Source organism: Pantoea sp. Acro-807, from assembly GCF_011752675.1.
In the GTDB taxonomy this organism is placed as follows: domain Bacteria; phylum Pseudomonadota; class Gammaproteobacteria; order Enterobacterales; family Enterobacteriaceae; genus Pantoea; species Pantoea eucrina.
In genome coordinates, this window is sequence record NZ_VWXE01000001.1 from 1280897 (window position 1) to 1305743 (window position 24847).

At 51.7% G+C, this 24847-nt stretch carries 28 protein-coding genes; 22 read left to right on the forward strand and 6 right to left on the reverse strand.

Annotated elements, in window-relative coordinates; genetic code table 11:
- The first annotated feature begins 251 nt into the window (after nt 1-251).
- Nucleotides 252-509, forward strand: coding sequence for a biofilm development regulator YmgB/AriR family protein (locus F3J39_RS06190; protein ID WP_065649031.1), 258 nt, complete (start codon nt 252-254; stop codon nt 507-509).
- A gap of 30 nt (nt 510-539) precedes the next feature.
- On the opposite strand, the gene umuC is transcribed toward F3J39_RS06190, so the two are convergent.
- Nucleotides 540-1802 (reverse strand): translesion error-prone DNA polymerase V subunit UmuC, encoded by a 1263-nt coding sequence (umuC, locus tag F3J39_RS06195; RefSeq protein ID WP_104085131.1) that lies wholly within the window; start codon nt 1800-1802, stop codon nt 540-542.
- The gene (gene umuD, locus F3J39_RS06200; RefSeq protein ID WP_071668089.1) at nt 1803-2225 is read right to left on the reverse strand and encodes a translesion error-prone DNA polymerase V autoproteolytic subunit; all 423 of its coding nucleotides are present in this window, start codon (nt 2223-2225) and stop codon (nt 1803-1805) included.
- A 283-nt stretch (nt 2226-2508) separates the two neighbouring features.
- Here umuD and F3J39_RS06205 point away from each other — a divergent pair, with 283 nt between their 5' ends.
- Both F3J39_RS06205 and F3J39_RS06210 read left to right on the forward strand, forming a co-directional pair.
- Nucleotides 2509-2835, forward strand: a complete 327-nt coding sequence (locus F3J39_RS06205) for a four-helix bundle copper-binding protein (RefSeq protein ID WP_166713948.1) — start codon at nt 2509-2511, stop codon at nt 2833-2835.
- Nucleotides 2836-3506: 671 nt separating this feature from the next.
- A complete protein-coding gene (locus F3J39_RS06210; RefSeq protein ID WP_166713949.1) occupies nt 3507-4643 on the forward strand; it encodes an acyltransferase in 1137 nt (378 codons plus the stop codon).
- 1047 nt (nt 4644-5690) lie between these two features.
- Here F3J39_RS06210 and F3J39_RS06215 read toward each other — a convergent pair.
- Entirely contained in the window at nt 5691-6506 is an 816-nt protein-coding gene (locus F3J39_RS06215; protein WP_166713950.1) for an acyltransferase, read from the reverse strand.
- Between the two features lie 421 nt (nt 6507-6927).
- Between F3J39_RS06215 and F3J39_RS18820 the strand changes: the two genes are divergently transcribed.
- Together F3J39_RS18820 and F3J39_RS06220 are read left to right on the forward strand one after the other, a co-directional pair.
- Nucleotides 6928-7056, forward strand: coding sequence for a DNA polymerase III subunit theta (locus F3J39_RS18820; protein ID WP_233499596.1), 129 nt, complete (start codon nt 6928-6930; stop codon nt 7054-7056).
- 444 nt (nt 7057-7500) lie between these two features.
- On the forward strand, nt 7501-7704 hold the full coding sequence (locus F3J39_RS06220; protein WP_108569580.1) for a hypothetical protein: 204 nt from the start codon (nt 7501-7503) through the stop codon (nt 7702-7704).
- Nucleotides 7705-8195: 491 nt separating this feature from the next.
- On the opposite strand, the gene fliE is transcribed toward F3J39_RS06220, so the two are convergent.
- A complete protein-coding gene (fliE, locus tag F3J39_RS06225; RefSeq protein WP_039385118.1) occupies nt 8196-8507 on the reverse strand; it encodes a flagellar hook-basal body complex protein FliE in 312 nt (103 codons plus the stop codon).
- Nucleotides 8508-8844: 337 nt separating this feature from the next.
- Between fliE and fliF the strand changes: the two genes are divergently transcribed.
- The 15 genes from fliF (at nt 8845) to F3J39_RS06300 (ending at nt 22724) form a co-directional block, all read left to right on the forward strand.
- Nucleotides 8845-10557, forward strand: coding sequence for a flagellar basal-body MS-ring/collar protein FliF (fliF, locus tag F3J39_RS06230; protein ID WP_104085140.1), 1713 nt, complete (start codon nt 8845-8847; stop codon nt 10555-10557).
- Nucleotides 10554-11546, forward strand: coding sequence for a flagellar motor switch protein FliG (fliG, locus tag F3J39_RS06235; protein WP_104085141.1), 993 nt, complete (start codon nt 10554-10556; stop codon nt 11544-11546). Before fliF ends, fliG begins: the two co-directional genes overlap by 4 nt.
- On the forward strand, nt 11539-12243 hold the full coding sequence (fliH, locus tag F3J39_RS06240; protein WP_039385128.1) for a flagellar assembly protein FliH: 705 nt from the start codon (nt 11539-11541) through the stop codon (nt 12241-12243). Before fliG ends, fliH begins: the two co-directional genes overlap by 8 nt.
- The gene (gene fliI, locus F3J39_RS06245; protein WP_039385131.1) at nt 12243-13598 is read left to right on the forward strand and encodes a flagellar protein export ATPase FliI; all 1356 of its coding nucleotides are present in this window, start codon (nt 12243-12245) and stop codon (nt 13596-13598) included. The genes fliH and fliI overlap by 1 nt, the downstream gene beginning before the upstream one ends.
- 25 nt (nt 13599-13623) lie before the next feature.
- Nucleotides 13624-14067 carry a flagellar export protein FliJ gene (fliJ, locus tag F3J39_RS06250; RefSeq protein ID WP_039385135.1) on the forward strand — a complete coding sequence of 148 codons (444 nt, stop codon included), beginning with the start codon at nt 13624-13626 and terminating at the stop codon, nt 14065-14067.
- Nucleotides 14064-15338 (forward strand): flagellar hook-length control protein FliK, encoded by a 1275-nt coding sequence (locus tag F3J39_RS06255; RefSeq protein ID WP_145338984.1) that lies wholly within the window; start codon nt 14064-14066, stop codon nt 15336-15338. The genes fliJ and F3J39_RS06255 overlap by 4 nt, the downstream gene beginning before the upstream one ends.
- A 129-nt stretch (nt 15339-15467) precedes the next feature.
- The gene (gene fliL / locus F3J39_RS06260) at nt 15468-15953 is read left to right on the forward strand and encodes a flagellar basal body-associated protein FliL (protein WP_039385141.1); all 486 of its coding nucleotides are present in this window, start codon (nt 15468-15470) and stop codon (nt 15951-15953) included.
- 4 nt (nt 15954-15957) lie between these two features.
- Nucleotides 15958-16965 carry a flagellar motor switch protein FliM gene (fliM, locus tag F3J39_RS06265; RefSeq protein ID WP_039385143.1) on the forward strand — a complete coding sequence of 336 codons (1008 nt, stop codon included), beginning with the start codon at nt 15958-15960 and terminating at the stop codon, nt 16963-16965.
- Nucleotides 16958-17368: a flagellar motor switch protein FliN gene (fliN, locus tag F3J39_RS06270; protein WP_039385146.1), complete on the forward strand. Its 411-nt coding sequence runs from the start codon at nt 16958-16960 to the stop codon at nt 17366-17368. Before fliM ends, fliN begins: the two co-directional genes overlap by 8 nt.
- 2 nt (nt 17369-17370) lie before the next feature.
- The gene (fliO, locus tag F3J39_RS06275; protein ID WP_039385149.1) at nt 17371-17763 is read left to right on the forward strand and encodes a flagellar biosynthetic protein FliO; all 393 of its coding nucleotides are present in this window, start codon (nt 17371-17373) and stop codon (nt 17761-17763) included.
- A gap of 2 nt (nt 17764-17765) precedes the next feature.
- The gene (gene fliP, locus F3J39_RS06280) at nt 17766-18500 is read left to right on the forward strand and encodes a flagellar type III secretion system pore protein FliP (RefSeq protein WP_039385989.1); all 735 of its coding nucleotides are present in this window, start codon (nt 17766-17768) and stop codon (nt 18498-18500) included.
- A 34-nt stretch (nt 18501-18534) separates the two neighbouring features.
- On the forward strand, nt 18535-18804 hold the full coding sequence (gene fliQ, locus F3J39_RS06285; RefSeq protein ID WP_039385151.1) for a flagellar biosynthesis protein FliQ: 270 nt from the start codon (nt 18535-18537) through the stop codon (nt 18802-18804).
- Nucleotides 18804-19592 (forward strand): flagellar biosynthetic protein FliR, encoded by a 789-nt coding sequence (gene fliR, locus F3J39_RS06290; protein WP_071667960.1) that lies wholly within the window; start codon nt 18804-18806, stop codon nt 19590-19592. The genes fliQ and fliR overlap by 1 nt, the downstream gene beginning before the upstream one ends.
- 628 nt (nt 19593-20220) lie before the next feature.
- Nucleotides 20221-20856 (forward strand): transcriptional regulator RcsA, encoded by a 636-nt coding sequence (rcsA, locus tag F3J39_RS06295; protein WP_039385157.1) that lies wholly within the window; start codon nt 20221-20223, stop codon nt 20854-20856.
- 161 nt (nt 20857-21017) lie between these two features.
- Nucleotides 21018-22724, forward strand: coding sequence for a methyl-accepting chemotaxis protein (locus F3J39_RS06300; RefSeq protein WP_166713951.1), 1707 nt, complete (start codon nt 21018-21020; stop codon nt 22722-22724).
- A 49-nt stretch (nt 22725-22773) separates the two neighbouring features.
- Here the strand turns inward: F3J39_RS06300 and dsrB are convergent, their stop codons facing one another.
- A complete protein-coding gene (gene dsrB / locus F3J39_RS06305; RefSeq protein ID WP_039385162.1) occupies nt 22774-22968 on the reverse strand; it encodes a protein DsrB in 195 nt (64 codons plus the stop codon).
- Nucleotides 22969-23033: 65 nt separating this feature from the next.
- Nucleotides 23034-23192, reverse strand: coding sequence for a YqaE/Pmp3 family membrane protein (locus F3J39_RS06310; RefSeq protein WP_039385165.1), 159 nt, complete (start codon nt 23190-23192; stop codon nt 23034-23036).
- A 317-nt stretch (nt 23193-23509) separates the two neighbouring features.
- Here F3J39_RS06310 and F3J39_RS06315 point away from each other — a divergent pair, with 317 nt between their 5' ends.
- Both F3J39_RS06315 and F3J39_RS06320 read left to right on the forward strand, forming a co-directional pair.
- On the forward strand, nt 23510-23686 hold the full coding sequence (locus tag F3J39_RS06315) for a hypothetical protein (protein ID WP_158086433.1): 177 nt from the start codon (nt 23510-23512) through the stop codon (nt 23684-23686).
- Nucleotides 23687-24039: 353 nt separating this feature from the next.
- A complete protein-coding gene (locus tag F3J39_RS06320) occupies nt 24040-24840 on the forward strand; it encodes a mannosyl-3-phosphoglycerate phosphatase-related protein (RefSeq protein ID WP_166713952.1) in 801 nt (266 codons plus the stop codon).
- Nucleotides 24841-24847 lie beyond the last annotated feature (7 nt).

The following is a 24847-nucleotide window of genomic DNA, read 5'->3' on the forward strand; positions in this document are numbered from 1 at the left end:
GGCTCGCTTTAAGGCTGCGCGTTTTGCTTCGCCCCCGGCTAACCTGCTGCTTATAAAGGAAATGATCGTTCTAAAAAATAGCGCAACTGTTTTGATGCATATCATCTACACGTACGACCACACAAAAGAGCGGCGAGATAGTTGTACAACTACAGAAATCTTGTATAACTTTATTGCAACGCGGCGGTCATGCATGGCTGCCACTGTCAGACAATAACACAGGCGATTTCCCCTTTTTTGTGAGGCTTAATATGAAACAGCTTGCTACCCCGGAGTCTCAGCTCAGCGACTATTTTAAAACTACCGGTGAACAGTATCTGAGTGAACGCGTCATCATCTCTGAAATCCGACTTGAGCTGACCACGCGCAAAATCCGCGTGACTAACAAAGATATCATTCTGGCACTGATCATGCGGCTTGAGGCGGAACAGGATATTGTGAAGCAGGATATCTACCGCAACGCGCTGGAGATTGTGATCCAGCGTACGCCCGAAGATATGGGCAACTGAAAGCCAGCGCAGGATAGATGAACAGGGACGTTATTTCGCGACCGGCAGATCGCCATAGCGCGTCGTGTAAAACGGAGACAGCATTTCCCGCTTCATCGCCCAGGGTTTCGCGATCCCCTGCCCTGCAAACCACAGCTGCCCCCTGCCTTCCTGGTTTACCTTATCCATCACCTGCATCAGGGCTGCGCTATTTGCACGCGGCTGAAACTCATCAAACAGGTTGAGCTGCGCCACGCCCTGACTGAAAAAATCGCCCAGCATCACGCCCGCTTTCATATATCTCCGGCCATCCAGCCAGATACGATCCAGGGCGTCTGTCGCGACACGGATAATATCCCGGCTGTCGCTGGTCGGGATCGCCAGCCTGCCGAGCGCCTGATTGCCGTAAAATATCTCATCGCTGGCGTGCGGACTGGTACGGATAAACACCGCTATCTGCCGGCAGTACTGGCGCTCTGTTCTCAGCTTCTCTGCGGCCCGCACCGCAAAGTTGCAGACAGCCTCGCGCATATCGCGATAATCAGTGATGCGTGAGCCGAAAGAGCGCGAGCACACTATTTGCTGTTTGCCAGGCGCTAACGCTTCCAGCTCCAGACAAGATTCACCGCGCAGCTCCCTGACCGTGCGCTCCAGAACCACGCTGAAGTGCCTGCGGATAACCCAGGGACTCTGGTCAGCCAGATCTTTAGCCGTCATCACGCCCATGGCGTTCAGCTTTTTACTGAGCCGGCCGCCTACGCCCCACACCTCCTCTACCGGCACCAGCGCCATAAGCTTGCGCTGTCGCTCTGCATCTGAAAGATCCACCACCCCGCCGGTTTTGGTCCACTTTTTGGCCGCATAGTTAGCCAGTTTTGCCAGCGTTTTAGTCTGGGCAATACCCACCCCGGTCAGCAGATGCATTTCCCGGTATATCCGCTGCTGGATCTCTCTGCCATACGCTTCCAGCGACTTATAACGTCCAAAACCGGTCAGGTCCATGAACGCTTCATCGATTGAGTAGATTTCAACAGCGGTTGCCATCTCCTCAAGCGTGGTCATGACCCGGTCACTCATATCGGCATAGAGCGCATAGTTCGAGCTGAACACCCGCACATTGTGCCGCGTCAGTTCATCTTTCATTTTAAAATAGGGCGCGCCCATTTTGATGCCCAGCTTTCTGGCCTCAGCCGACCGGGCGATCACGCAACCATCGTTGTTACTCAGCACCACAACCGGCTCGCCTTTCAAATCTGGCCGGAATATCTTTTCACACGACGCATAGAACGCGTTAACGTCCACCAGCGCAAACATTTACGGGCCTATCGTCTTGATGGCGTGTCTGACCACACCAAAAATCTCAAACTGATCGGCGTCCTCAATCACAATGATCGCGTGAGCCGCATTCATGGGCCTGAGATGCAGGAACGGGCGCAGCATAAGCTGCTTAACCGTAAATTCACCACAGACCGAAGCGACTACCACATCACCGTGTCCGGCTTTGATTGAGCTGTCTACTACCAGCATATCGCCGTCGTTGATGCCCCCTTCAATCATTGAGTCACCGCTGACCTTAATGAAATATGTCGCGCTGGGATGCTGCACCAGCAGCCGGTTCAGGTCGATTCGCTGCTCAACGTAATCCTGAGCCGGTGAAGGAAAACCGCACGGAACGCGGCTGACGTAAAGCGGTAATTCAAGGATGGCGCGGATGTCCGCCGGGTGTAAAAGCTCCATATCCATGGTCTCAAAATGATTACTGTATATAAATACAGTAATAGCAGATCCCGTAAACGATCAAGCAAATACGCCTGATGTTTTTGTAAAGCCTGAGCGGATAAGACAAATTGAGTGAATTACAGGCGTTAATCGATGAATGTTCACGCAGCTGGCTATCTGGCGCGCGAGCAGAATCATAAAATAAGCGTAGTGCTGAAAAAATTATTAACGTATTCACAATTTGCATAATCGAATATTTTTTCCAGGCTTAACAGGTAACCCTGATGACTAAGGAGAAGATATGCCGGATCAATACAAACAGTGCATCGAAGCCTGCTACCTGTGTGCAGCCGCCTGTGATAACTGTGCCGCTTCATGCCTTGAAGAGGAACACCTGGAGATGATGCGCGAGTGCATCCGCATGGATATGCAGTGCGCGAATATCTGTCGTCTCGCGGCACAACTTATGACGCTAGAGAGCGAATTTGCACCCGCGCTCTGCCAGCTTTGTGCAGAGATCTGCCAGAAATGCGGCGATGAGTGCGGTCAGCATCAGCACGATCACTGCCAGGCATGCGCAAAAGCGTGTCATCACTGTGCAGAGCTGTGCCGACAGATGGCCGCGTAATCGCAAAGCCTGAAAACCCGCTTACCGGCGGGTTTTGGGAACATGATATGAAAAACGTTATCTAAAGATGAGGTTAATTAATGCTATACTGAATATTTATAATGATAACAACAAAAGCAAGTAAAGCAGCAATATTACGGACCTCCACTTTCTATTTTCAGCAGTTCGACATAATATGTGCCTTTCCGATAAAATAATTTTTCTTTTGTCCTCTTTAAAATATTTGCATTTTATTGTATTTTATATTATGACGGGTAACTATTAGTTTAAGCGCCATGATGAAACCACTTTCATATTATGATAGCATTAGCACCCTCAACACTTATGCTCACTGGAACATATTTTGTTTGAGTTACTGCAAAAAAACCATAACTAAATTTAAAAATGATTTATATTTTTTCACTAATGCAGTAAATTACTCATACTCCCTTTACTCAGGCTTACTATTTATGCTGAAAAAAAATATCCTGTGCTGCATAATCAATGGCTTTTTTATAAAATTTCTTACATGCAGCTTCTGCTCCGACACTATTAAATTTTCGTTAACAACAAAAAATATTCATTTTATACCTGGCCATATGTATGCTGATTATAATATTATTCCCTTTCCGTCTTTATCATGATAAAAAACTTAACCGGTTCAAATACCAACCTTATAAAAGGCATTTTGAATGTTATATACCTTTAGCATAATAATATCATTTTTTATTTTCTATATTATCTGTCATTTAATAGGAAAATACACATCCCTATCTATAGAAGCTAACTATAACGCCAGGTTTAATAATATAGACGGCCTGCGTGGGATAGCCGCATTTCTTGTATTGACGCATCATTCAATACTGTCTTATCAAAATGCACAGACTGGTAAATGGTCTTTCCCAGGCTTAAATGACATTCATCCTTTATTGCTAACGTATTTTAAAAACTCAGGACCAATTGGAGTTATTTTATTTTTTATGATCACCGCATTTTTATTTACAGATAAAATAACAAGATCACACAGGCTAGATGTAGCCACATTTTACTGGCGGCGTTTTTTGAGGGTTGCACCCTTATATTACTTTAGCATTGTCGTCATACTAGTTGCATCATTATTTTTTACGCTAAACATGCCAATTGATGGAAAAGATGCGTTTAAAAAGTTCTTTGGATGGCTAGCTTTTTATTTTATACCGTACGAGGGATTTACGAAGGAATTCCCGTATAGCAGACTTAATGGCGGAGTTTTTTGGACATTAGCAATTGAATGGAAGTTTTATATACTACTGCCATTATTATCAGTATTTTTTATGAGAAAAAATATTTCTTATGCCTTTATTATTATTATTTTTACTATTGCATTAATGATGTCTAATGAAGGAATCATAAGCAAGATGGATTGTGCTATTATAATCTCTTTCATTTTTGGCTCTGCATCTGCACTTTTAGCCAACAATGATAGAATTTGCAGGTTATTATCCAATTATTTTTTTTCACTCACCTCAATAATAATTATCTTATATTTACTTTTCTATCAGACATCAGTATACACACCATTTTCAGTTATATTGGCTGCACTTCCATTCATTATCACAAGCTGCGGGAATAATTTATTTAGAATATTGACACTACCAAGCTTAAAAGTGGCGGGAATTATAAGCTACAGTGTTTATCTATTGCATGCAATAGTATTTAACTTGGTGAATTATAATTACTGGGAAAACTTAGGCTATGCATGGACAACTATTACCTCAGTAATAATAATAGCTTTACTATGCCCAATCACATACATATACATAGAGCGCCCTTTCTTAGCAAAAAAATAAAAACAACCCACTTAACATTACACCATAAATTAAGCTTAGCATCATCACTTGCTAAGCTTATAATCTGAAGCTTCACAACTATTGGCTTTCAAAGAAAATCTAACATGAGCATCTGTTATTGATTTTTATTTTCATATAACAAGCATATGGCCAACAGGTAAAGTATGAAGCGAACGAAACTGAAGAGCACCTTTAGCTTCTGCGAAGCATAAGCGCCGGAAAAAAATTCGAATCATTTTATCTGGAAAATAAAAAACTGAACTATATTATGCTATCTATGTGCCACGACCAGGAATTTATTCAAATAAAGATATCACCATCAGCATACCAAAAATAAAACCTACATATTCATAACATAACTTAGCAGTTTTTATCATACGAGTTGATTTTAGTTGATTCAGGCTTTATCAAAAGCCTACTACAAAAAAATTTCGCCTCAAAAATAAATATGAGGTGCTTTACGGTATTTTGTTGTGATGTATGTGTGCTATCAAAAAAAAATAATTCATGGCGTCCTGGCATCGTCATAAGCATGTCGCACCTTGCACGTCACTTTCTCCAGCACAATAACATCATTCAGCGGCTTATCTTCTGTCATCTCACTCTCTTCTGTCATTAGGCTGTTGCGATAAATCTTGCCCAGCCCTCAATAGCCTTTGCACTGATATGCAATCCTGTTGCCGGGCTTTATTGCTGCAGCCAAGTCAACCATCAGGAAGTCATCCAGTGAACATTGTCACCGGGATGAGTATAAAGGCTGAGTTGAGGCTGAATCGCGGCTCTATGTAATCCTGCAATAGTGGAGGGAATCCTATCAGAGGCTATCCTTAGGGTTGAACCGTAACAACTTCATGTTCTCGTCCTCCTGCGTTGAGGCATCACGGCATGTGGTTGTATGGCTCCGCATCCAGTAATTCTTTGCTTTAGGCGTGGATTCATTTGAATTTTTAAAACTTAAAATCAAGATAAAAGTTTTTTTGTATACCTAAACTTCATAAATATAAAAGTTAAAAAAAGCCCCATTAAAAACGATAGAGAAAAGTATGCCTATGTTAATTGAATGCTACCAAGCCGACACTCATAGAAATTAACAAGATAAATTGATATATATATAAAAATGTAATGACTCAAGTAAATACCAAAAGAACAATGACTGATTATTGAAATTATTTTATTGCTTTTTTTACTTTCGAAAATCCATCTCATAGCCAATAAAAGACCGATACTAGATATTAATATAAAAACTGACCAACTGTACCAATGAAGACCATTTGACACTTTTCCGGAGTAATAATCAAAAGCCACAAGAACGAGCACTGGTATAAATGCTGTGCATAAATAATAAAATAAATGCAAAGCGGTTTTCTTATACAAAACATTCCTTTCAATTATAAGATAGCCAATGACAAAGAAAATCAGGTGCGGCCCAGTAAAATCGCTTCCCATTCTTTGCAGAGAAGACCAGTCGCCTCCAATAGCTGCTGCAGTGTTTTTGAATTGATTAAATAGAAAGCACAAAATAATAAATAATGTTATTTCATTATTAGTTAGCCTCTCAAGCATTCTTGCTAAAAATGGAGCAATCAAATAAAGTTGAGTTATAGAATAAAGGAACCACAACTGAGATGCAGAACCATAACTCCCGGGGTAAATACCATTATATTTTATTGCGGCAGTTATAATTGATTTAACTAAGCCTTCACCATCAAGTGAAAGCTTCAATGAATTTGTCAAAACAGACCAAAAAACCAGAAAAATTATAAATTGAGGAACGCGCCTCTTATAAAAATCCATTATATTACAATTTGCAATTTTAGGGAGAATCAGCCCCCCGCTTATCATGAAGAATAGAGGCACACCCAAATGATCTATGCTGTAAAAATGCTTCTTAGCATATCACTATCCAGAGCCGAACGCTCATGGGCATGAGTGAAAACAACCAGAATTATCGCCAACGCTCTTGCTGCATCTAACCAAAAAATCCTTTCCACAAAGAGCCTCAATAGAGAATTATGATACAGTTCGTCAATAGTAGCTGTATACATTAAAATCATCTACAAGAATTTCATTGGGAAAAGGCTTTATAAATAAAGTTATTTTAATTAAACATCCATTTTTTGCTTATTAGAATCCTTAGGCCATGATATGCCTGGTACTGTAGATAGTTCATTGGATTCACGATTTTCAATTTAGTTTAGCCATAACTTGAAAGTTATCTTTCCGACATTACTTAATCTACCCTCGCAACCTGCTCAAATCAGCCATATTTGAAAGGGATATGGTCATGGTTGGATTTATGAAGGTAGCAAAGATGGATATAGGTGGATTTAGCTATGTCGCACAATTTGCAGTATGCTGTAAAGAAGAACGCGATAAGGTTAATTTAGATTTGGCCGTATCAGGTGTCATTTAAAAAAATGTATGACCATGCCGGTTATCGCTACGGAAATAAAAGTGCAGCAGTCCGAAGATAGCGAGCGTAAGTATTTTTATGCGTCTGCAGCATTACAGGAACACCACCCTGCAGTTCCTGTGCAGCACTAATCTGGTTTATCACAAAGATGCCGATAACTGATCATGATTTTTGATTTCCTTTCATTGCTGCTTAGAAAGGAAAGTGAGAAAGACAGTTCTTTAACTAAGGATGAAGTTAACAGTATCAGAGATACGCCGGCTATCAGTTTTGATAGAGAAGTTGCCTTGACAATGTCTGAGAGCCGTGGCTACCGTGTTATTAACTCAGAAAATTACTGGTGCAAATGGTTAGACTTCAGAAGCGAGAACTAAAATTTCTTTGTGAAAAGGTGAAATTTTTCGCCAAGGGTTCGGGACCAGCTTATCAGAAAGAGGACGACATATGAACATTACTGTGGTTTTTGAAGATACCGGTGTTGAAGAGCAACATGATTTTGACACTAAACCCTGCGCTGGAGATTTAGTGACATTAACACGAGATGGGAAAGGTAAGGACTATATAGTCATCATCGAGCCTGACCCGGACCACACTCATGATGATGGTCCTGATGGCCATCCAACAAAAGCCACCGTAAGGCCTGCATAGCACTTACTAAGGTTTACCTAACCGCCTACTACGGCGGTTTTTTTACATATACGTTTTGAAGAATCACTATGTGCGGCATTGCAGAAGATGCGCCAGACCTTAAAATCCTCAATACAGAAATAACTTTGGCTAACCGACCGCGCCCAGAACCGCATGATGGAGTGGAGTGAAAAAAACCAAAACCTGATCTATCCCTCAGACGTGGCGGGCAGCAATTAAGCGTGCAGGCCTTCGCCACCATAAAGCATATCAATCCAGGCATACCTTCGCATGCTTGTCATTGTCTGCAGGCGCAAACCCAAATGACGTTACCGCGCAAATGGGCCATTCAGATGCGCAGATGGTCTGCCGGGTTTAGGATACCTGGTTGTCAGAGAACCATACGGATCAGCTATCCCTCGTCAACACGTAAATAAACGATCTTGTGCTGCATACGTGCTCCGCTAAGGCTGCAGTGTAGTATTTATACTTATATTCAGCCGCTTACATCGCTAAACCTGCATATTCATAATATCGCTGTACGCACTCACCAGCTTGTTACGCACCTGGATGCCCATCTGCATAGAGATAGAAGACTTCTGCAGATCGACCATGACGTCGTTGAGCTGCACGCCAGGTTTACCGAGCTCAAAATCCTGCGCCTGCGCGCGGGCGGTGGTCTGGGTTTCGCTGATTTTATCGAGTGCCGCTTTCATGGTGGCACCAAAATCGAGCTGGCTGGAGGAGTGAGTATCCTTGCCGGCCGCCTGCAGTGAGGTCATCTGCAGCTGCTGCAGTACGCCATCTATAGCCTGAATTGACATCTTTATACCTCGCAGAGAAAAGGAAGATTTTTTTTCGACTGCAAAGTTAGCACAGTGTCAATAGGACAAAGGCGCTAAATAGCCCCTAAAACCCCGGCTTATTCAGCCATCGAAGTGATGCAATTCATCAATAATGCCTGCCATAAGATTGGAATTTCATTTTTACCCTAAAGTTTTTGCGCCGCGGTCCGAAGGGGAACGCCCGTGCGGGGAGCTCACTCCGTCAGCTACCGCCGGCACTCTGCAGGCCAGCAGCGCAAATACCGGGTAGACGTATCAGGGAGTCTGTTTTGTTACCACAACTTACCCGGTCAATTATGTCAGGCAGGAATCGGTCATGAATGCGAGTGCAGCCGCTACACAGGAATCAGCAAAGAAAGGCATGTCAGACCTTTTCGCCCGCCTGCGCGCTAATCCGCGAATTCCCTTAATCATCGCCGCGGCCGCAGCCATTGCGGTCGTGCTGGCGCTGGTGCTCTGGGCCAAAGCGCCCGACTACCGCGTGCTCTATAACAACCTCTCTGATGAAGATGGTGGCGCCATTGTCACCCAGCTGACGCAGATGAACATCCCCTACCAGTTCGCCGAAAACGGCGGTGCCCTGATGGTGCCGGCCGATAAAGTGCATGAACTGCGCCTGCGCCTCGCGCAGCAGGGTCTGCCGAAAGGCGGCTCGGTAGGCTTTGAGCTGATGGATAAAGAGAAGTTCGGTATCAGCCAGTTCAGCGAGCAGATCAACTACCAGCGTGCGCTGGAAGGTGAGCTGGCACGCACTATCGAAACGCTGGGTCCGGTCAAGGGCGTACGCGTGCATCTGGCGATGCCGAAACCTACCCTCTTCGTCCGCGAACAGAAAGCGCCGTCGGCTTCAGTGACGCTGACGCTGCAGCCTGGCCGGGCACTGGATGAAGGTCAGATCCAGGCGATTCAGCATATGGTCTCCAGCAGCGTCGCGGGCCTGCCGCCAGGCAACGTCACCGTGGTCGATCAGACTGGTCGCCTGCTGACCCGCTCCGACAGCGAAGGACGCGATCTCAACGACGCCCAGCTGAAATATGCCGCTGAAGTTGAAGCGCGTTATCAGCAGCGTATTGAAGCGATCCTGAACCCGATTGTCGGCCAGGGTAACGTCCATGCACAGGTTACCGCGCAGATTAACTTCGACCGCAGCGAACAGACGGATGAGAAGTATCAGCCAAACGCCAATCCGAACAACTCGGCGGTGCGCTCGCGTCAGACCAGCACCAGCGATCAGAACGGCAGCGCCTATCCGGGTGGCGTGCCTGGTGCGCTCTCTAATCAGCCGGCGCCCGCTAACAACGCACCGGTGACGAATCCACCGCAGCAGAATGCGGCTAATGCCCAGAACAATGCGGCGCAGAATGCCGGTACTACTACCAGCACCGCTGGCCAGAGCAGTGGCCCGAGCAGCTCCAGCCGTAATGATACGGTGAACTATGAGCTCGATCGCTCAATCCGCCACACCAAACTCAACGTTGGCGACGTGCAGCGTCTGTCGGTCGCCGTGGTCGTGAACTACCGCGATGACGGTAAAGGCAAAGCGGTCGCGCTGAACGATCAGCAGATCAAACAGATTGAAGATTTAACCCGCGAAGCGATGGGCTATTCACAGACGCGCGGCGACAGCATCAATGTGGTGAACTCGGTCTTCAATACCACCGAGCCTGCGGGTGGCGATCTGCCGTTCTGGCAGCAGCAGTCGTTCTTCGATCAGCTGATGAATGCCGGTCGCTGGCTGCTGGTGGCGCTGGTCGCCTTTATCCTCTACCGCAAGCTGGTGCGTCCGCAGCTGCTGCGCAAACGCGAAGCGGAACAGGCCGCTGCAGAAGCCGTTGCCGCCCGCGCCGCTGCGCAGGAAGAGCAAGCCGCTTACAGCGTGCAGATTAATAAAGATGAGCTGGATCAGGAGCGGAAGTCTTCTAACCGCATGAGTGCCGAAGTGATGAGCCAGCGCATCCGCGATATGTCTGAAAACGATCCGCGCGTCGTGGCGCTGGTTATCCGTGAATGGATGAGTAACGAACTATGAGTCTGACCGGTACAGAAAAAAGCGCCATCCTGATGATGACTATCGGCGAAGAGCGCGCAGCTGAAGTGTTCAAACACCTGAACCAGCGCGAAGTGCAGCACCTCAGCGCGGCGATGGCCAACATGAAGCAGATATCGCACAAGCAGCTGACGGAAGTCCTGCGCGAATTCGAGGCCGACGCTGAGCAGTTTGCGGCGCTGAGCCTGAACTCCAACGATTACCTGCGCTCGGTACTGGTCAAAGCGCTGGGCGAGGAGCGTGCCTCCAGCCTGCTGGAAGATATTCTGGAAACGCGCGAAACCACCAGCGGTATGGAGACGCTCAACTTTATGGAGCCGCAGGCGGCCGCCGATCTTATCCGCGACGAACATCCGCAGATTATCGCCACTATCCTGGTGCACCTGAAGCGTGGTCAGGCGGCCGATATTCTGGCGCTGTTTGATGAACGCCTGCGTCACGATGTGATGCTGCGTATCGCCACCTTTGGCGGCGTTCAGCCAGCGGCGCTGGCGGAGCTGACCGAAGTGCTGAACAGCCTGCTGGATGGCACCAACCTCAAGCGCGCGAAGATGGGCGGCGTGAGAACCGCGGCCGAGATTATCAACCTGATGAAAACGCAGCAGGAAGAGGCGGTCATCGAAGCCGTACGCGACTTCGACGGCGAGCTGGCGCAGAAAATCATCGACGAGATGTTCCTGTTCGAGAACCTGGTGGAAGTGGACGACCGCAGCATCCAGCGTCTGCTGCAGGAAGTGGAGTCCGAGCAGCTGCTGATTGCGCTGAAAGGTTCCGAGCAGCCGCTGCGCGAGAAGTTCCTCAAGAACATGTCTGCGCGTGCAGCCGATATTCTGCGCGACGACCTGGCCAACCGCGGTCCGGTACGTATGTCTGCGGTAGAGAACGAACAGAAAGCGATTCTGCTGGTAGTGCGCCGTCTGGCAGAAGCGGGCGAAATGGTCATCGGTGGCGGCGAGGAAACCTATGTCTGATGCATTTTCTGCCCGTCCGTGGCAGCGCTGGCTGCCTGACGATCTGGCTGCGCCGCTGAGCAGCGTGCCCGACCTGCCGCCTGCTGAACATGACGCTGACGCCGTGGCGTTCAGCGAAGAGGATGAGCAGCGGCAGCAGCTGGAGCGGATGCAGCAGCAGATGCGCAAAGATGCGCAGACGCAGGGCTACAGCGAAGGCTATCAGAAAGGATTTGCGGAGGCGCAGCAGAATGGCTACGACGCCGGCTTTCAGCAGGGTCTGGCTGACGCACAGCAGCAGCAGGCGCCGCTGCAGGCGCGCATGCAGCAGCTGGTGACGGAGTTCCACCATACGCTGGAAGCGCTGGATAGCGTCATCGCCTCACGGCTGATGCAGCTGGCGCTGGAGGCCGCCCGTACCGTTATCGGTCAGGCGACGCAGGTGGATGGCAGCGCCCTGCTGCGGCAAATCCAGCAGCTGATCCAGCAGGAGCCGATGTTCAGCGGCAAACCGCAGCTGCGCGTGCATCCGGACGATCTGCAGCGCGTGGAGCAGACGCTCGGCCCCACGCTGGATCTGCATGGCTGGCGGCTGCTGGCTGACAGCACGCTGCACCCCGGCGGCTGCAAGCTCAGCGCTGAGGATGGCGATCTCGACGCCAGCGTGGCCACCCGCTGGCAGGAGCTGTGCCGCCTGGCGGCACCGGGAGCACTCTGATGACGTCTCGCCTGTCGCGCTGGCTTGGCGCACTCGACTCTTTTGAACAGCGTATCAGCCAGGTGCAGTCCGTACGGCGCTATGGGCGCCTGACGCGGGCCACCGGCCTGGTGCTGGAAGCGACCGGGCTGCAGCTGCCGCTGGGCGCAACCTGCATTATCGAACGCCATGATAATGGCCATATCACTGAAGTAGAGAGTGAAGTGGTGGGTTTTAACGGACAAAAGCTGTTTCTGATGCCGCTGGAAGAAGTTGACGGCATTTTACCCGGCGCTCGCGTCTATGCGCGAATGAACGGCGATCACAGCGGCAAACAGCTGCTGCTGGGACCGGAGCTGCTGGGTCGCGTGCTGGACGGCAGCGGCAAGCCGCTGGATGGACTGCCCGCACCGGAAACCGGCTATCGCGCACCGCTGATCACCCCGCACTTTAACCCGCTGCAGCGCACGCCTATCCATGACGTGCTCGACACCGGGGTGCGTGCCATTAACGCCCTGCTGACGGTGGGACGCGGTCAGCGTATGGGCCTGTTTGCCGGTTCCGGCGTGGGCAAATCGGTGCTGCTCGGCATGATGGCGCGCTATACCAAAGCCGATGTCATTGTGGTTGGCCTGATTGGCGAGCGCGGCCGCGAAGTTAAAGAGTTTATCGAAAACATTCTGGGTGCCGAAGGCCGCGCCCGCTCGGTGGTGATCGCCGCGCCGGCCGATGTCTCTCCGCTGCTGCGCATGCAGGGTGCCGCCTACGCCACGCGCATTGCGGAGGATTTCCGCGATCGCGGCCAGCACGTGCTGCTGATCATGGACTCGCTGACGCGCTATGCGATGGCGCAGCGTGAAATTGCGCTGGCCATTGGTGAGCCACCGGCAACCAAAGGCTATCCCCCTTCCGTATTCGCCAAGCTGCCGGCGCTGGTGGAACGGGCGGGTAACGGCATCGACGGCGGCGGTTCAATCACGGCGTTTTACACCGTACTGACCGAGGGTGACGACCAGCAGGATCCGATCGCTGACTCCGCGCGCGCCATTCTGGACGGCCACATCGTTCTGTCGCGCCGGCTGGCGGAAGCGGGCCACTACCCGGCAATCGATATCGAAGCGTCAATCAGTCGCGTAATGACGTCGCTGATTGATGAAACGCATTACGCCCGGGTGCGGCAGTTTAAGCAGCTGCTGTCGAGCTATCAGCGTAACCGCGATCTGGTGAGCGTCGGCGCCTATGCCGCCGGCAGCGATCCGATGCTGGATCGGGCCATTACGCTCTATCCGCAGATGGAAGCGTTTCTGCATCAGGGAATTTTTGAACGCAGTGAATACGATGACGCCTGCCTGCACCTGCAGACGCTGTTTGGTTAACGTGGTTATCAGACGAGGCTAGCCGATGAAAACCGCCAGTGCAATTGACACCCTGCGCGACCTGGCCGAACAGGATCTGGATGACGCTGTGCTCCATCTGGGCAACATGCGGCGCGGCCAGCAGCAGGCCAATGAGCAGCTCAGCATGCTGCTGGACTATCTGGATGAGTATCGCAACAAGCTCAATCAGGATATGTCCGGCGGTATTACCAGCATGCGCTGGAGTAACTATCACCAGTTTATCCAGACGCTGGAAAAAGCGATTGACCAGCATCGCCAGCAGCTGAGCCAGTGGGATCAGCGTACTGAACAGGCGCTGGGCAGCTGGCGGGAAAAGCACAAGAAACTCAATGCCTATCAGATGCTGATTACCCGCGCTGAGGAGAGTGCATTGCGTCAGGAAAACCGTCTCGATCAGAAACGAATGGATGAATTTGCCCAACGGGCCGCACTGAGGAAAAGCGAATGACTACGCTGCAAGCCCTGCTTACGCATACTGCAAAAGTCGCTAAAACAGCTGCCGCAACTGATGCAGCGCCAGAGAGCCAGGCAACGGGTGACGGCCTGCCGTCCCACTTTATCACCGAGCTGGGAAATCAGCTGCTGGCGCTGGCTAAACAGCAGGGAAAACTGCAGCCGGGTGAAACCCGTGACGCAGGCGACGTTGCCGGTAATGACGATAAAGCGTCACTGAGTAACCTGCTGCAGGCACTGGACAAACCAGACGCTTTAAATGCACTTTTCCAGCCGGCGGGATCTAAAGCCGGGCTTAAATCCGCCGATGATAGTGATGAACATGCCGTAACGCCGTTAAGCGCCAGCGACTTACAGAATGTGCAGGCGCTGTTTGCCATGCTGCCGGCGATGGTGGAAAACCGGCCGCTGCTGGCTTCGGCCACGCCGCCACAGGCAGCAACTGATGCAGCCGCAGGCACGCCGCTGAACGCGGCGCTGAGCGGTGCGCTGCTGACGGGCACCGAACCGGCTACTGAGCAGGCGGAGACGGCGACACCACACATCCGCAGTCAGGATACGTCAGCGCTTACCACGCGCGCTGATGGCCTGGCCGCCGGCAGCCACGGCAGCACGGCGCCCGCCAGCAGCGCTGCACTGACGCTGGATGAGAGTTTCCGGCAGATGCTGGGGGGACTCAGTAAAAGCGATGAGCGGCAGGCGCTGTCAGCCGGGCAGGAACAGCCAGCAGCCCATCTCAGCGCTATGTTCAGCAGCAGCGCGCCGGTTAATACCGCCAGCGCCAGCCTGCAGGGCACCCCGTCAACGCCGATGCTGAATGCGCAGCTTGGCAGTCAGGAGTGGCAGCAGGCGCTGGGGCAGCAGATTGTGATGTTCAGCCGCAACGGGCAGCAGAATGCTGAACTGCGGCTGCATCCGGAGGATTTAGGCGCGCTGCAGATCAGCCTCACCATGGATAAGGACCAGGCGCAGCTGACGCTGGTCTCAGGCCACAGCCATGTCAGGGCGGCGCTGGAAGCTGCCCTGCCGCAGCTGCGCAGTGCCCTGGCGGAGAGCGGCATCAACCTGGGCCAGAGCCAGGTGAGCAGCGACGCATTTGCCCAGAGCCAGCAGCAGCACGCCGGACAGCAGGAGAATCAGCGCGATGGTCAGTATGGCCGCTTTACTCAGGCGCTGGAGAGTGACAGTGAGATAACGCCTGTGGCCGTTCCGGCGGCCCTGCAGGCGCGCGCCGCCGGCAGCGGTGGCGTCGATATTTTTGCCTGACAGCAGCTAAACGCTGAAGGTAAGCGTAAAACCCGCGTCTTTTCTTCCCATTGTTTGACTTAAGACGCGGGATAATCTGTTCAGGCAAGCCGAGAGGCTTGCCCATAATTCACAGGAAGTACTGCAAACATGTCTGATAACGCGAAAGCAAAAGGCCGCAAACGTTCATTACTGATTCCGGTGTTACTGATTGTAACGCTGGCCGCTTGCAGCGTAGCAGGCTATGCAGTCTGGCGAATGATGAATAAACACGAGGGTGACAAACCGGAAGCCGCGAAAGTTGAGCCACCGCCCGCCCCCGTCTTTTTTGCAATGGATACGTTTACGGTTAACCTGGTCAATCCTGACAACGATCCCGATCGCGTGCTGTACGTAGGCTTTACCCTGCGTCTGCCGGATGAGGATACCCGTCGCCGGTTGAACGATTACCTGCCGGAAGTGCGCAGCCGTCTGCTGCTGCTGCTGTCGCGTCAGAACGCGGCGCAGCTGGCAACCGAACAGGGCAAACAGGCCCTGGTCGGACAGATTAAACAGGTGATGGCGCCGCCGCTGGTAACCGGACAACCTGCACAGGTGGTCAGTGATGTGCTGTTTACCGCCTTCATTTTGAGGTGATTTAATGGGCGATAGCATTCTCTCCCAGGCTGAAATTGACGCGCTGCTTAACGGCGACAGTGACAGCGCGGAAGTAGAGAAAATTTCCACCGGGAGCGATGGCGACATTCGCCCTTACGACCCCAATACCCAGCGTCGTGTGGTACGTGAGCGGCTGCAGGCGCTGGAGATCATCAATGAACGTTTTGCGCGCCATTTTCGTATGGCGCTGTTTAACCTGCTGCGCCGCAGCCCGGATATCAGCGTAGGGGCGATAAAAATTCAGCCCTACCACGAGTTTGCCCGCAATCTGCCGGTGCCAACCAACCTGAACCTGATCCATCTGCAGCCGCTGCGCGGCACGGCGCTGGTCGTGTTCTCGCCAAGCCTGGTGTTTATCGCCGTGGATAACCTGTTTGGTGGCGACGGGCGCTTTCCGACCAAAGTTGAGGGGCGCGAGTTTACCCATACTGAACAGCGCGTGATCCGCCGCATGCTGAAGCTGGCGCTGGATGGCTACAGCGACGCGTGGAAAGCGATCTACCCGCTGGAAGTGGAGTATGTCCGTTCAGAGATGCAGGTGAAGTTTACCAACATCACCACCTCACCTAACGATATTGTCGTTAACACCCCTTTTCAGGTGGAGATTGGCAACCTGGTCGGTGAGTTTAACATCTGTATTCCGTTTTCCATGATTGAGCCGCTGCGCGAGCTGCTGGTCAATCCACCGCTGGAGAACTCCCGCCAGGAGGATACGCACTGGCGCGACAATCTGGTGAAGCAGGTGCAGCACTCTGAGCTGGAGCTGATTGCACATTTTGCCGAAACCTCAATGCGCCTGTCGCGCATTTTGCAGCTTAAACCCGGCGATGTACTGCCAATTGAAAAGCCGGATCGCATCATTGCCCATGTGGATGGCGTTCCGGTGCTGACCAGCCAGTACGGCATGCTGAATGGCCAGTATGCGCTGCGCGTTGAACATCTGATTAACCCGATTTTGAATTCGCTGAATGAGGAACAGCCCAATGAGTGACAGCAAAAACCCGTCCGACGATATCTCCGCGGACGATCTGTGGGCTGAAGCAATGAACGAGCAGACCAGCAGCGGCAGCGCACCGGCCGCCAGTGAAAACGTGTTTAAAGCGTTTGAGAGTGCTGGCGCCAGCGGTGCCATGCAGGATATCGATCTGATCATGGATATCCCGGTCAAACTCACCGTTGAACTGGGCCGTACCAAAATGACAATCAAAGAGCTGCTGCGTCTGACGCAGGGTTCTGTGGTGTCGCTGGATGGTCTCGCCGGTGAACCGCTGGATATTCTGATCAACGGCTATCTGATTGCGCAGGGTGAAGTCGTGGTCGTGAATGATAAATATGGCGTGCGTATCACCGATATCATTACCCCTTCTGAACGCATGCGTCGTCTGAGCCGCTGATCATGCAAAACAGCGCACAAACCCTGCAGCCAGCGCACGCGCAGCCGGTGGTCTCCACCGGCTCCGTAGTGAGTCAGGTCGGCACTATGCTGGCGGTGATTGTTCTGCTGATTCTGGCCTGCGGCTGGCTAGCGAAGCGCATGGGCTTTGCGCCAAAAACGGTTAATGCACAGGCGCTGAAAGTCAGCGCCAGCGTACAGGTCGGGCGTCAGGAGCGGGTGGTGATCGTTGAAACCGCCGATGCGCGCCTGGTGCTGGGGGTAACAGCGCAGCAGATCACCCATCTGCACTCGCTGCCGCCGCTGCCGCCTGAAGAACACCCGCAGGCTCAGCCTGTACCGCAGGATTTTCGTCAGATCCTCCACAACCTGGTTAAACGTCCCGGAAAACCTTAATGATGCGTCGATTACTCTCTCTGCTGCCGCTGCTGATGCTGCTGGCACCGGCTGCGCACGCGCAGTTGCCTGGTCTGGTCAGCCAGCCGCTGGCTAATGGCGGGCAGAGCTGGTCGCTGCCGGTACAGACGCTGGTGTTTATCACCTCGCTGACCTTTATACCGGCCGTACTGCTGATGATGACCAGCTTTACACGCATCATTATTGTATTTGGCCTGCTGCGTAACGCGCTGGGTACCCCTTCGGCCCCGCCTAATCAGGTGATGCTCGGCCTGGCGCTGTTCCTGACCTTTTTCATCATGGCGCCCACGTTCGATAAAATCTACGCGGATGCCTACCTTCCCTTCAGTCAGGACAAAATCAGTATGGAAGTGGCGCTGGATAAAGGTGCCCAGCCGCTGCGTGAGTTTATGCTGCGCCAGACGCGCGAAGCCGATCTGGCCCTGTTTGCCCGCCTGGCCAATACCGCGCCTATCGACGGCCCGGAAGCGGTACCGATGCGTATTCTGCTGCCGGCGTACGTGACCAGCGAGCTGAAAACCGCATTCCAGATTGGCTTTACGGTCTTTATCCCTTTTCTGATTATCGACCTGGTGGTCGCCAGTGTACTGATGGCATTAGGTATGATGATGGTACCGCCGGCGACGATTGCGCTGCCGTTTAAGCTGATGCTGTTTGTGCTGGTCGACGGCTGGCAGCTGCTAGTGGGGTCGCTGGCCCAAAGCTTTTATTCCTGACCCTTCATTAATCTTTCCCTGACAGGAGCACAGTATGACCCCGGAATCGGTAATGGTAATGGGCCAGGAGGCGATGCGCGTCGCGCTGATGATGGCGGCTCCGCTACTGCTGGTCGCGATGGTAAGCGGGCTTATCATCAGTATTCTGCAGGCGGCAACGCAGATTAACGAACAGACGCTCTCTTTTATTCCCAAGATTCTGGCGGTGGCGGCTACCGGCGTAATCGCAGGACCGTGGATGCTGAATCTGATGCTGGATTACATTCGCACTCTGTTCAGCAACCTGCCTTATATCATTGGCTGATGGTTACCCTCGACAGCAGTCAGCTTATCCACTGGGTGGCGCAGTTTTTCTGGCCGATGGCGCGCCTGCTGGCGCTGTTTGCCAGCGCGCCGGTGCTGAACGAGCGCAATATACCCAAGCGGGTAAAGGTGGCGCTTGCGTTTGTGATCACCTGGATTTTGCTGCCGCTGTTGCCACCGGTCGACGTTACCCTGTTCTCACCTGCCGGTTTCTGGATGCTGATCCAGCAGCTGCTGATTGGTGCCGGTATCGGTCTGACCATGCAACTGGCGTTTTCAGCCGTAAAGCTGGCGGGTGAAATCATTGGTTTACAGATGGGATTATCTTTCGCTACGCTGCTGGACCCGAACACGCGGGTTAACATGCCGCTGCTGGCGCGTTTTCTCGATATGCTGGCGATGCTGCTGTTTCTGACCTTTAACGGACATCTGTGGCTGATCTCACTGCTGGCAGACAGTTTTCAGACCTTGCCCGTCAGTGCAGAGCCGCTGAGTGCTGATGCCTTTATGGGACTGGTCAAAGGTGCCGGGCTAATTTTCCTTAATGGCATGATGTTAGCGCTGCCCTTAATCATTTTACTCCTCACGCTAAACCTGGCACTGGGTTTGTTAAACCGTGTTTCACCTCAACTGTCGGTTTTCGCTATCGGCTTTCCTGTGACCTTAACGGTCGGTATCCTCTCTATGGGTATGCTGATGCCGCTTCTTGCCCCATTCTGCGAACATCTGTTCAGCGAAGTCTTTGATTTACTCGCCCGATTTGTCTCAGAACTTTCCCCTGCACGTTAGTTAACGATACTGTTACCATTCTGAAGTGATAGTTAAGCAGTCAAAATCATTCCGTATACTTTTCAAACCATTTTTTTCAGAAATCAACTGAGGAAAATCTGATAAATCGATATTTATCGTGAAAAACATTCTTATTAAACGGTCCGTGGAGTATTTTAGTCAGACGATTCTTAAGGTGGTTTCCCTGACGAATCGGTTGGCAAAATGCTCAAGGGTATGTTTTTAAACAAAAAAAATTTAAAAGCGATTTTTCTTGTCTAATTTCCCTTTTTCCGGCATTGTCAACACTCGCTGAAGCGTCACACTTTCGCGAAACAAATGTTTTTAAGATTTGTCCTATCAGAATTGCCTGTAACATGCGCGATAGTGACACAGCTCTCAAAAACAGGGCGGAAGGTATACTTAAAGCAAATTCCTGGTGATTCCCGCTATCGCCGGGGAAAGAATGACGTGGATGGAACACAAAAAACTTCGCAGAACGGGTCAGGGAAGAGTCATGATGGCGCAGGGATATAATTTGCCAGACTGCAAAGCAGAATAAAAAAGTGTCTTTGAAAATTTCTCTCGTACCGCAAACGCGTATTCATCGTTGATTTAAACGGATAACAAATTGGTGAGGGTCGCTATAATGCCAACGATTATTATGGATTCATGTAACTACACACGCCTGGGACTGTCGGACTATATGTCGGCAAAAGGAGTTAAAAAGAAAAACATTACTGCAGCCACGGATATCGAACAGCTACAACAAAAATGCGAGCAATTAAAACCTGGCGTAGTATTTATTAACGAAGATTGCTTTATTCACGAAGCCGATTCCAGCGATCGCATTCGTGCTATTATCACACAGCACCCGGATACTCTTTTCTTTATCTTTATGGCGATCTCAAATATCCATTTTGAGGAATATCTCTACGTTCGTAAGAACCTGATTATTACATCAAAATCGATCAAGACATCGACTCTGGATTCACTGCTGGGTACTTACCTGCAAAAGAAACTCAATGCGTCACCGCGTATTTCCGCCGGGATGGATATTCATCCACTGACGCTGAGCCAGACCGAATCAAATATGCTGAAAATGTGGATGTCAGGCCATGACACCATTCAGATTTCAGACAAAATGCAGATTAAGGCGAAAACCGTTTCGTCACATAAAGGCAATATTAAGCGTAAAATCAAAACGCATAATAAACAGGTTATCTATCATGTAGTACGTCTGACAGATAATGTAACCTCCGGCATTTATGTTAACGTGCGATAAGCTGTCTGCTACATAATTTATGCTGCCACAGGGCTGGTCTAATGACCAGCCCTGTTGTTTTTTAACGCTTTTGCGATCGCGATCCCATATTCTCACCTAAGCCTTTCCCCTGCCCTGCCGATGTTTGCTTTCAGAACCCTTACCACTATGAGAGCAAGGAAATGAAAACAGCATCGATCGATGTAGATAATAAGCTCAGCCTCTGGCAAAACCTGCGCCTGATGCCGCTATTCAGCGTGATATTCGGCGGCATTCTGCTGCTTTTTGCCCTGTGTATTGGTCTCGCCAGCTATTTTCTCATTCAGAGTAATAATTCGCTGAACGATGCCACCGAAGAGATTCAGGTGCGCATGGGCATTTCCAACAGCTCTAACCATCTGCGCACTGCCCGCCTTAATATACTGCAGGCGGGCGCGGCAACGCGTATTGGCGAGATGGATAGCTATCGCGCCGATCTGGCGCGGACAGAAACGCGCATTAAACAGGCGCGTGAAGGATTTACGCTTTATATGGCGCGCGATGTTAAAACGCCCGCCGATCTGGCCCTGGATGCGCCGCTGACCGCCAGCTTCAATCAATATATCGATAAAGGCGTGAAGCCGATGATTGAGTCAGCGCGTCAGGGTAGCTTCGAAGGCATTGTGGCACAGGAGACCGATGTCACCCGTAAACTGGATGACGCCTATAACGCGCTGCTGCTGAAGGCCATTAAAATCCGTACCGAGCGGGCCGAGGCGATTAACGCCGGGGCAGCTCACCAGGCGCGCCTCGGCTTTATCGCCATGGCAGCGGCGTTTGCGGCTGCATTAGTGCTGGTCGGGCTGACCTTTATTTTTCTGCGGCGGATCATTATTAATCCTCTGCGCCAGTCGGTCGTCCGCATTGAGCGAATTGCCCGGGGTGATTTGACCGCCGCCGATGTGCCGTGCGGGCGTAACGAAATCGGCATGCTGTTGCATAATCTGCAGCTGATGCAGGGGGCGCTGGTACGCACCGTGGGCAGCGTGCGCGAAGGGGCGGAGGCTATTTATCAGGGAACCAGCGAAATCTCCGCCGGGAACACCGACCTCTCTTCCCGCACCGAGCAGCAGGCATCAGCACTGGAACAGACCGCGGCCAGTATGGAGCAGCTCACCGCGACGGTGAAGCAGAATGCGGAAAATGCCCATCACGCCAGTCAGCTGGCGGCTGACGCCTCTGACAAAGCGCGCAACGGTGGCGATCTGGTCAGCGGCGTAGTGAAAACCATGAACAACATCTCCGGCAGCTCGAAAAAAATTGCTGAAATCACCAACGTGATTAACAGCATCGCTTTTCAGACAAATATTCTGGCGCTGAACGCTGCGGTAGAAGCTGCCCGGGCGGGAGAACAGGGCCGCGGTTTCGCCGTTGTCGCCAGCGAAGTACGCAGCCTGGCACAGCGCAGCGCTCAGGCGGCGAAAGAGATCGAAACGCTGATTGCCGAGTCGGTCGCGCTGATTGGTGACGGATCGCATCAGGTGGGCGAAGCGGGAACCACCATGAGTGACATCGTTGAAGCCGTACGGCGCGTTACCGATATTATGGCAGAGATCGCCGCAGCCTCAGATGAGCAGAGCCGCGGTATCCAGCAGGTCAGCCTGGCGGTGACGGAGATGGATAACGTGACGCAGCAAAACGCCTCGCTGGTTGAAGAAGCCTCTTCTGCAGCGGCCTCGCTGGAAGATCAGGCGGGTAAACTGACGCAGGCGGTAGCGGCATTCCGCCTCAGCGACAGCGCTTACGCCACAACGAAAGTTGCGGCGCCGGTCAACGCGGCGCCAGCGGCTCAGCGCACGGTGCGTCCGGCACTGGCGGTATCAGGCAGCGATAACTGGGAGACCTTCTGACAGCACGCGCCCCGCTGAAGCGTCAGACGGGGCGCGCGGTTTGGTTTGCTCAGCCGGTGCTTTCAGGCTCAACAAATACGCCTTCGGCGTGGTCGCTTTCGTTAAAAAACCAGATGCCCAGCGGATAATCCTCCAGCGCCACCAGATACATGGTCCCTTCGTTAAACGGCTCCACCGCCAGCAGTTTACCTGCGCGGCGCGGGCCGCCGTCTGTTTTCACCGTTACGCGTTCACCTGCCTGCATTGCGACCTCTCAGCGACTGTTTTGCGCCAGTGTACCGTAAACAGGCGGCGAAATAGTGATCGCGATCAGCGACGGGCGATAACCCAGACAGCGTGGACGATGCCGGGAATATAGCCACACAGCGTCAGCAGAATGTTCAGCCAGAACGCTCCGCCAAAACCTACCTGCATGAATACGCCCAGCGGTGGCAGCAAAATAGCGATAATAATGCGCAGCAAATCCATACTAACTCCTTGTTATCAATAATAATCAAACAGCGTTAAGCATAGCTGCTTCTGGTAAAAACAGGAGCGACGTCAGGTAAAGAACTGTCAAAAGCCGCTTTTTCACTCTCTTAACGTTTTGCAGCGAGAACTCTGACGGAGAAAACGCCTATCATCATTTCGCTGCATCAACCCCAAAGAAGCAGCCAACCTAAAAGTAACAAGGATTTTTGCCCGCGCAGCGCGGGCTTTTTTTTGCCTGTCGCGCTGCGCGCGTATGCGCGTATGCGCGTGCCGCACTATACTCAAGACTCACCCTGGCTTTACGGAGTCCCCGTATGCGTGCAGAAGAAACCCGCCCTCGCTCCCTTCCGGCAGGCAATCCGGAACAGGAAAAAGAGCGCGACCCGGAGTGGTTTGATTCATCGGGTAAAACCGTGGATCAGGCGCGCTGCCTTTCTGAACAGTGCGAAGTGGATATTCACGATTGCAGCTTTTGCGAAGCGAATCGCTGAGAGTGATTTAAAAAAAAACCCGGCTCAGGCCGGGTTAAATTTATCAATGGATTCGTTACACCAGGAAACGGTAATGCCGTTTCAGATTACGCTCACTGTGTATGAAGGCAACCGGCATTTGTGCATATAAAGTGCAGAAATATGCATATCTTCTGGCGTTAAACCGGCCAGAGAGCCGCGCCGTCTGCGCTTCACCCTGCACACTTCACGCACCGGCAGCCGGCGTCGCGCTGCCTTTTAAGATTATTCCTGGTTGTCGCGTTCGGTAAGCCGGAAAAACGTGTAATCGTCATAACGCTATTATACTGATTACTCTCTGCTTTACTCACCTCTGTGGTGTAAGGAGTATGACGATGATTGATCCCGATTCCCCCCTGCTGGTGGTAACCGACCTGGACGGCTCGCTGCTGGATCACCACGATTACAACTGGGAAGCTGCCCGCCCGTGGCTGGACTATTTTGCCGCACGCCAGATCCCGGTAGTGCTCTGCTCCAGTAAAACCGCTGCAGAGATTATCCCGCTGCAGAAGCGCCTGGGTTTAGGCGGAGCGCCGTTTATCGCTGAAAATGGTGCCCGCATCAGCTTTGGCGACGACGTTACGGTTAATGATGAGCCAGGCGCTGACTATCTGGCGCTGTGCGACACGCTGGCCGCGCTGAAAACGGAATTTCGCTTTACCGGTTTTCACGATCTCAGTGACAGCGACGTGGCGAGCTTTACCGGTCTGGCGCTGAGTGACGCCCGGCTAAGCCGCCTGCGGGACGCCTCGGAGGTGATTTTGTGGCGCGACGAGAGCGATAAGCTGGAGGCATTTCGCGCCGCGCTGGCCCGGCATCAGCTTGCGCTGACGCAGGGCGGACGCTTCTGGCACGTGATGCCGGAAAACTGCGGCAAAGGTATCGCGCTGACGCAGCTGCAGCAGCAGCTGATGCAGCAGGATGGCGTAAGCCGGATAACGCTGGGTCTGGGTGACGGCCCCAATGATATCCCGATGCTGGAGCAGGCGAACTACGCGGTCATTATCAAAGGTTTCAGCAAGTCGCCGGTTACACTCAGCCGTACCGATAGCGACCATATCTATCGCACAGCGCAAACCGGACCGGAAGGCTGGAGCGAAGGCATAGAACACTTTCTGGCCCCCCATAAGCCGTAATCAGAGG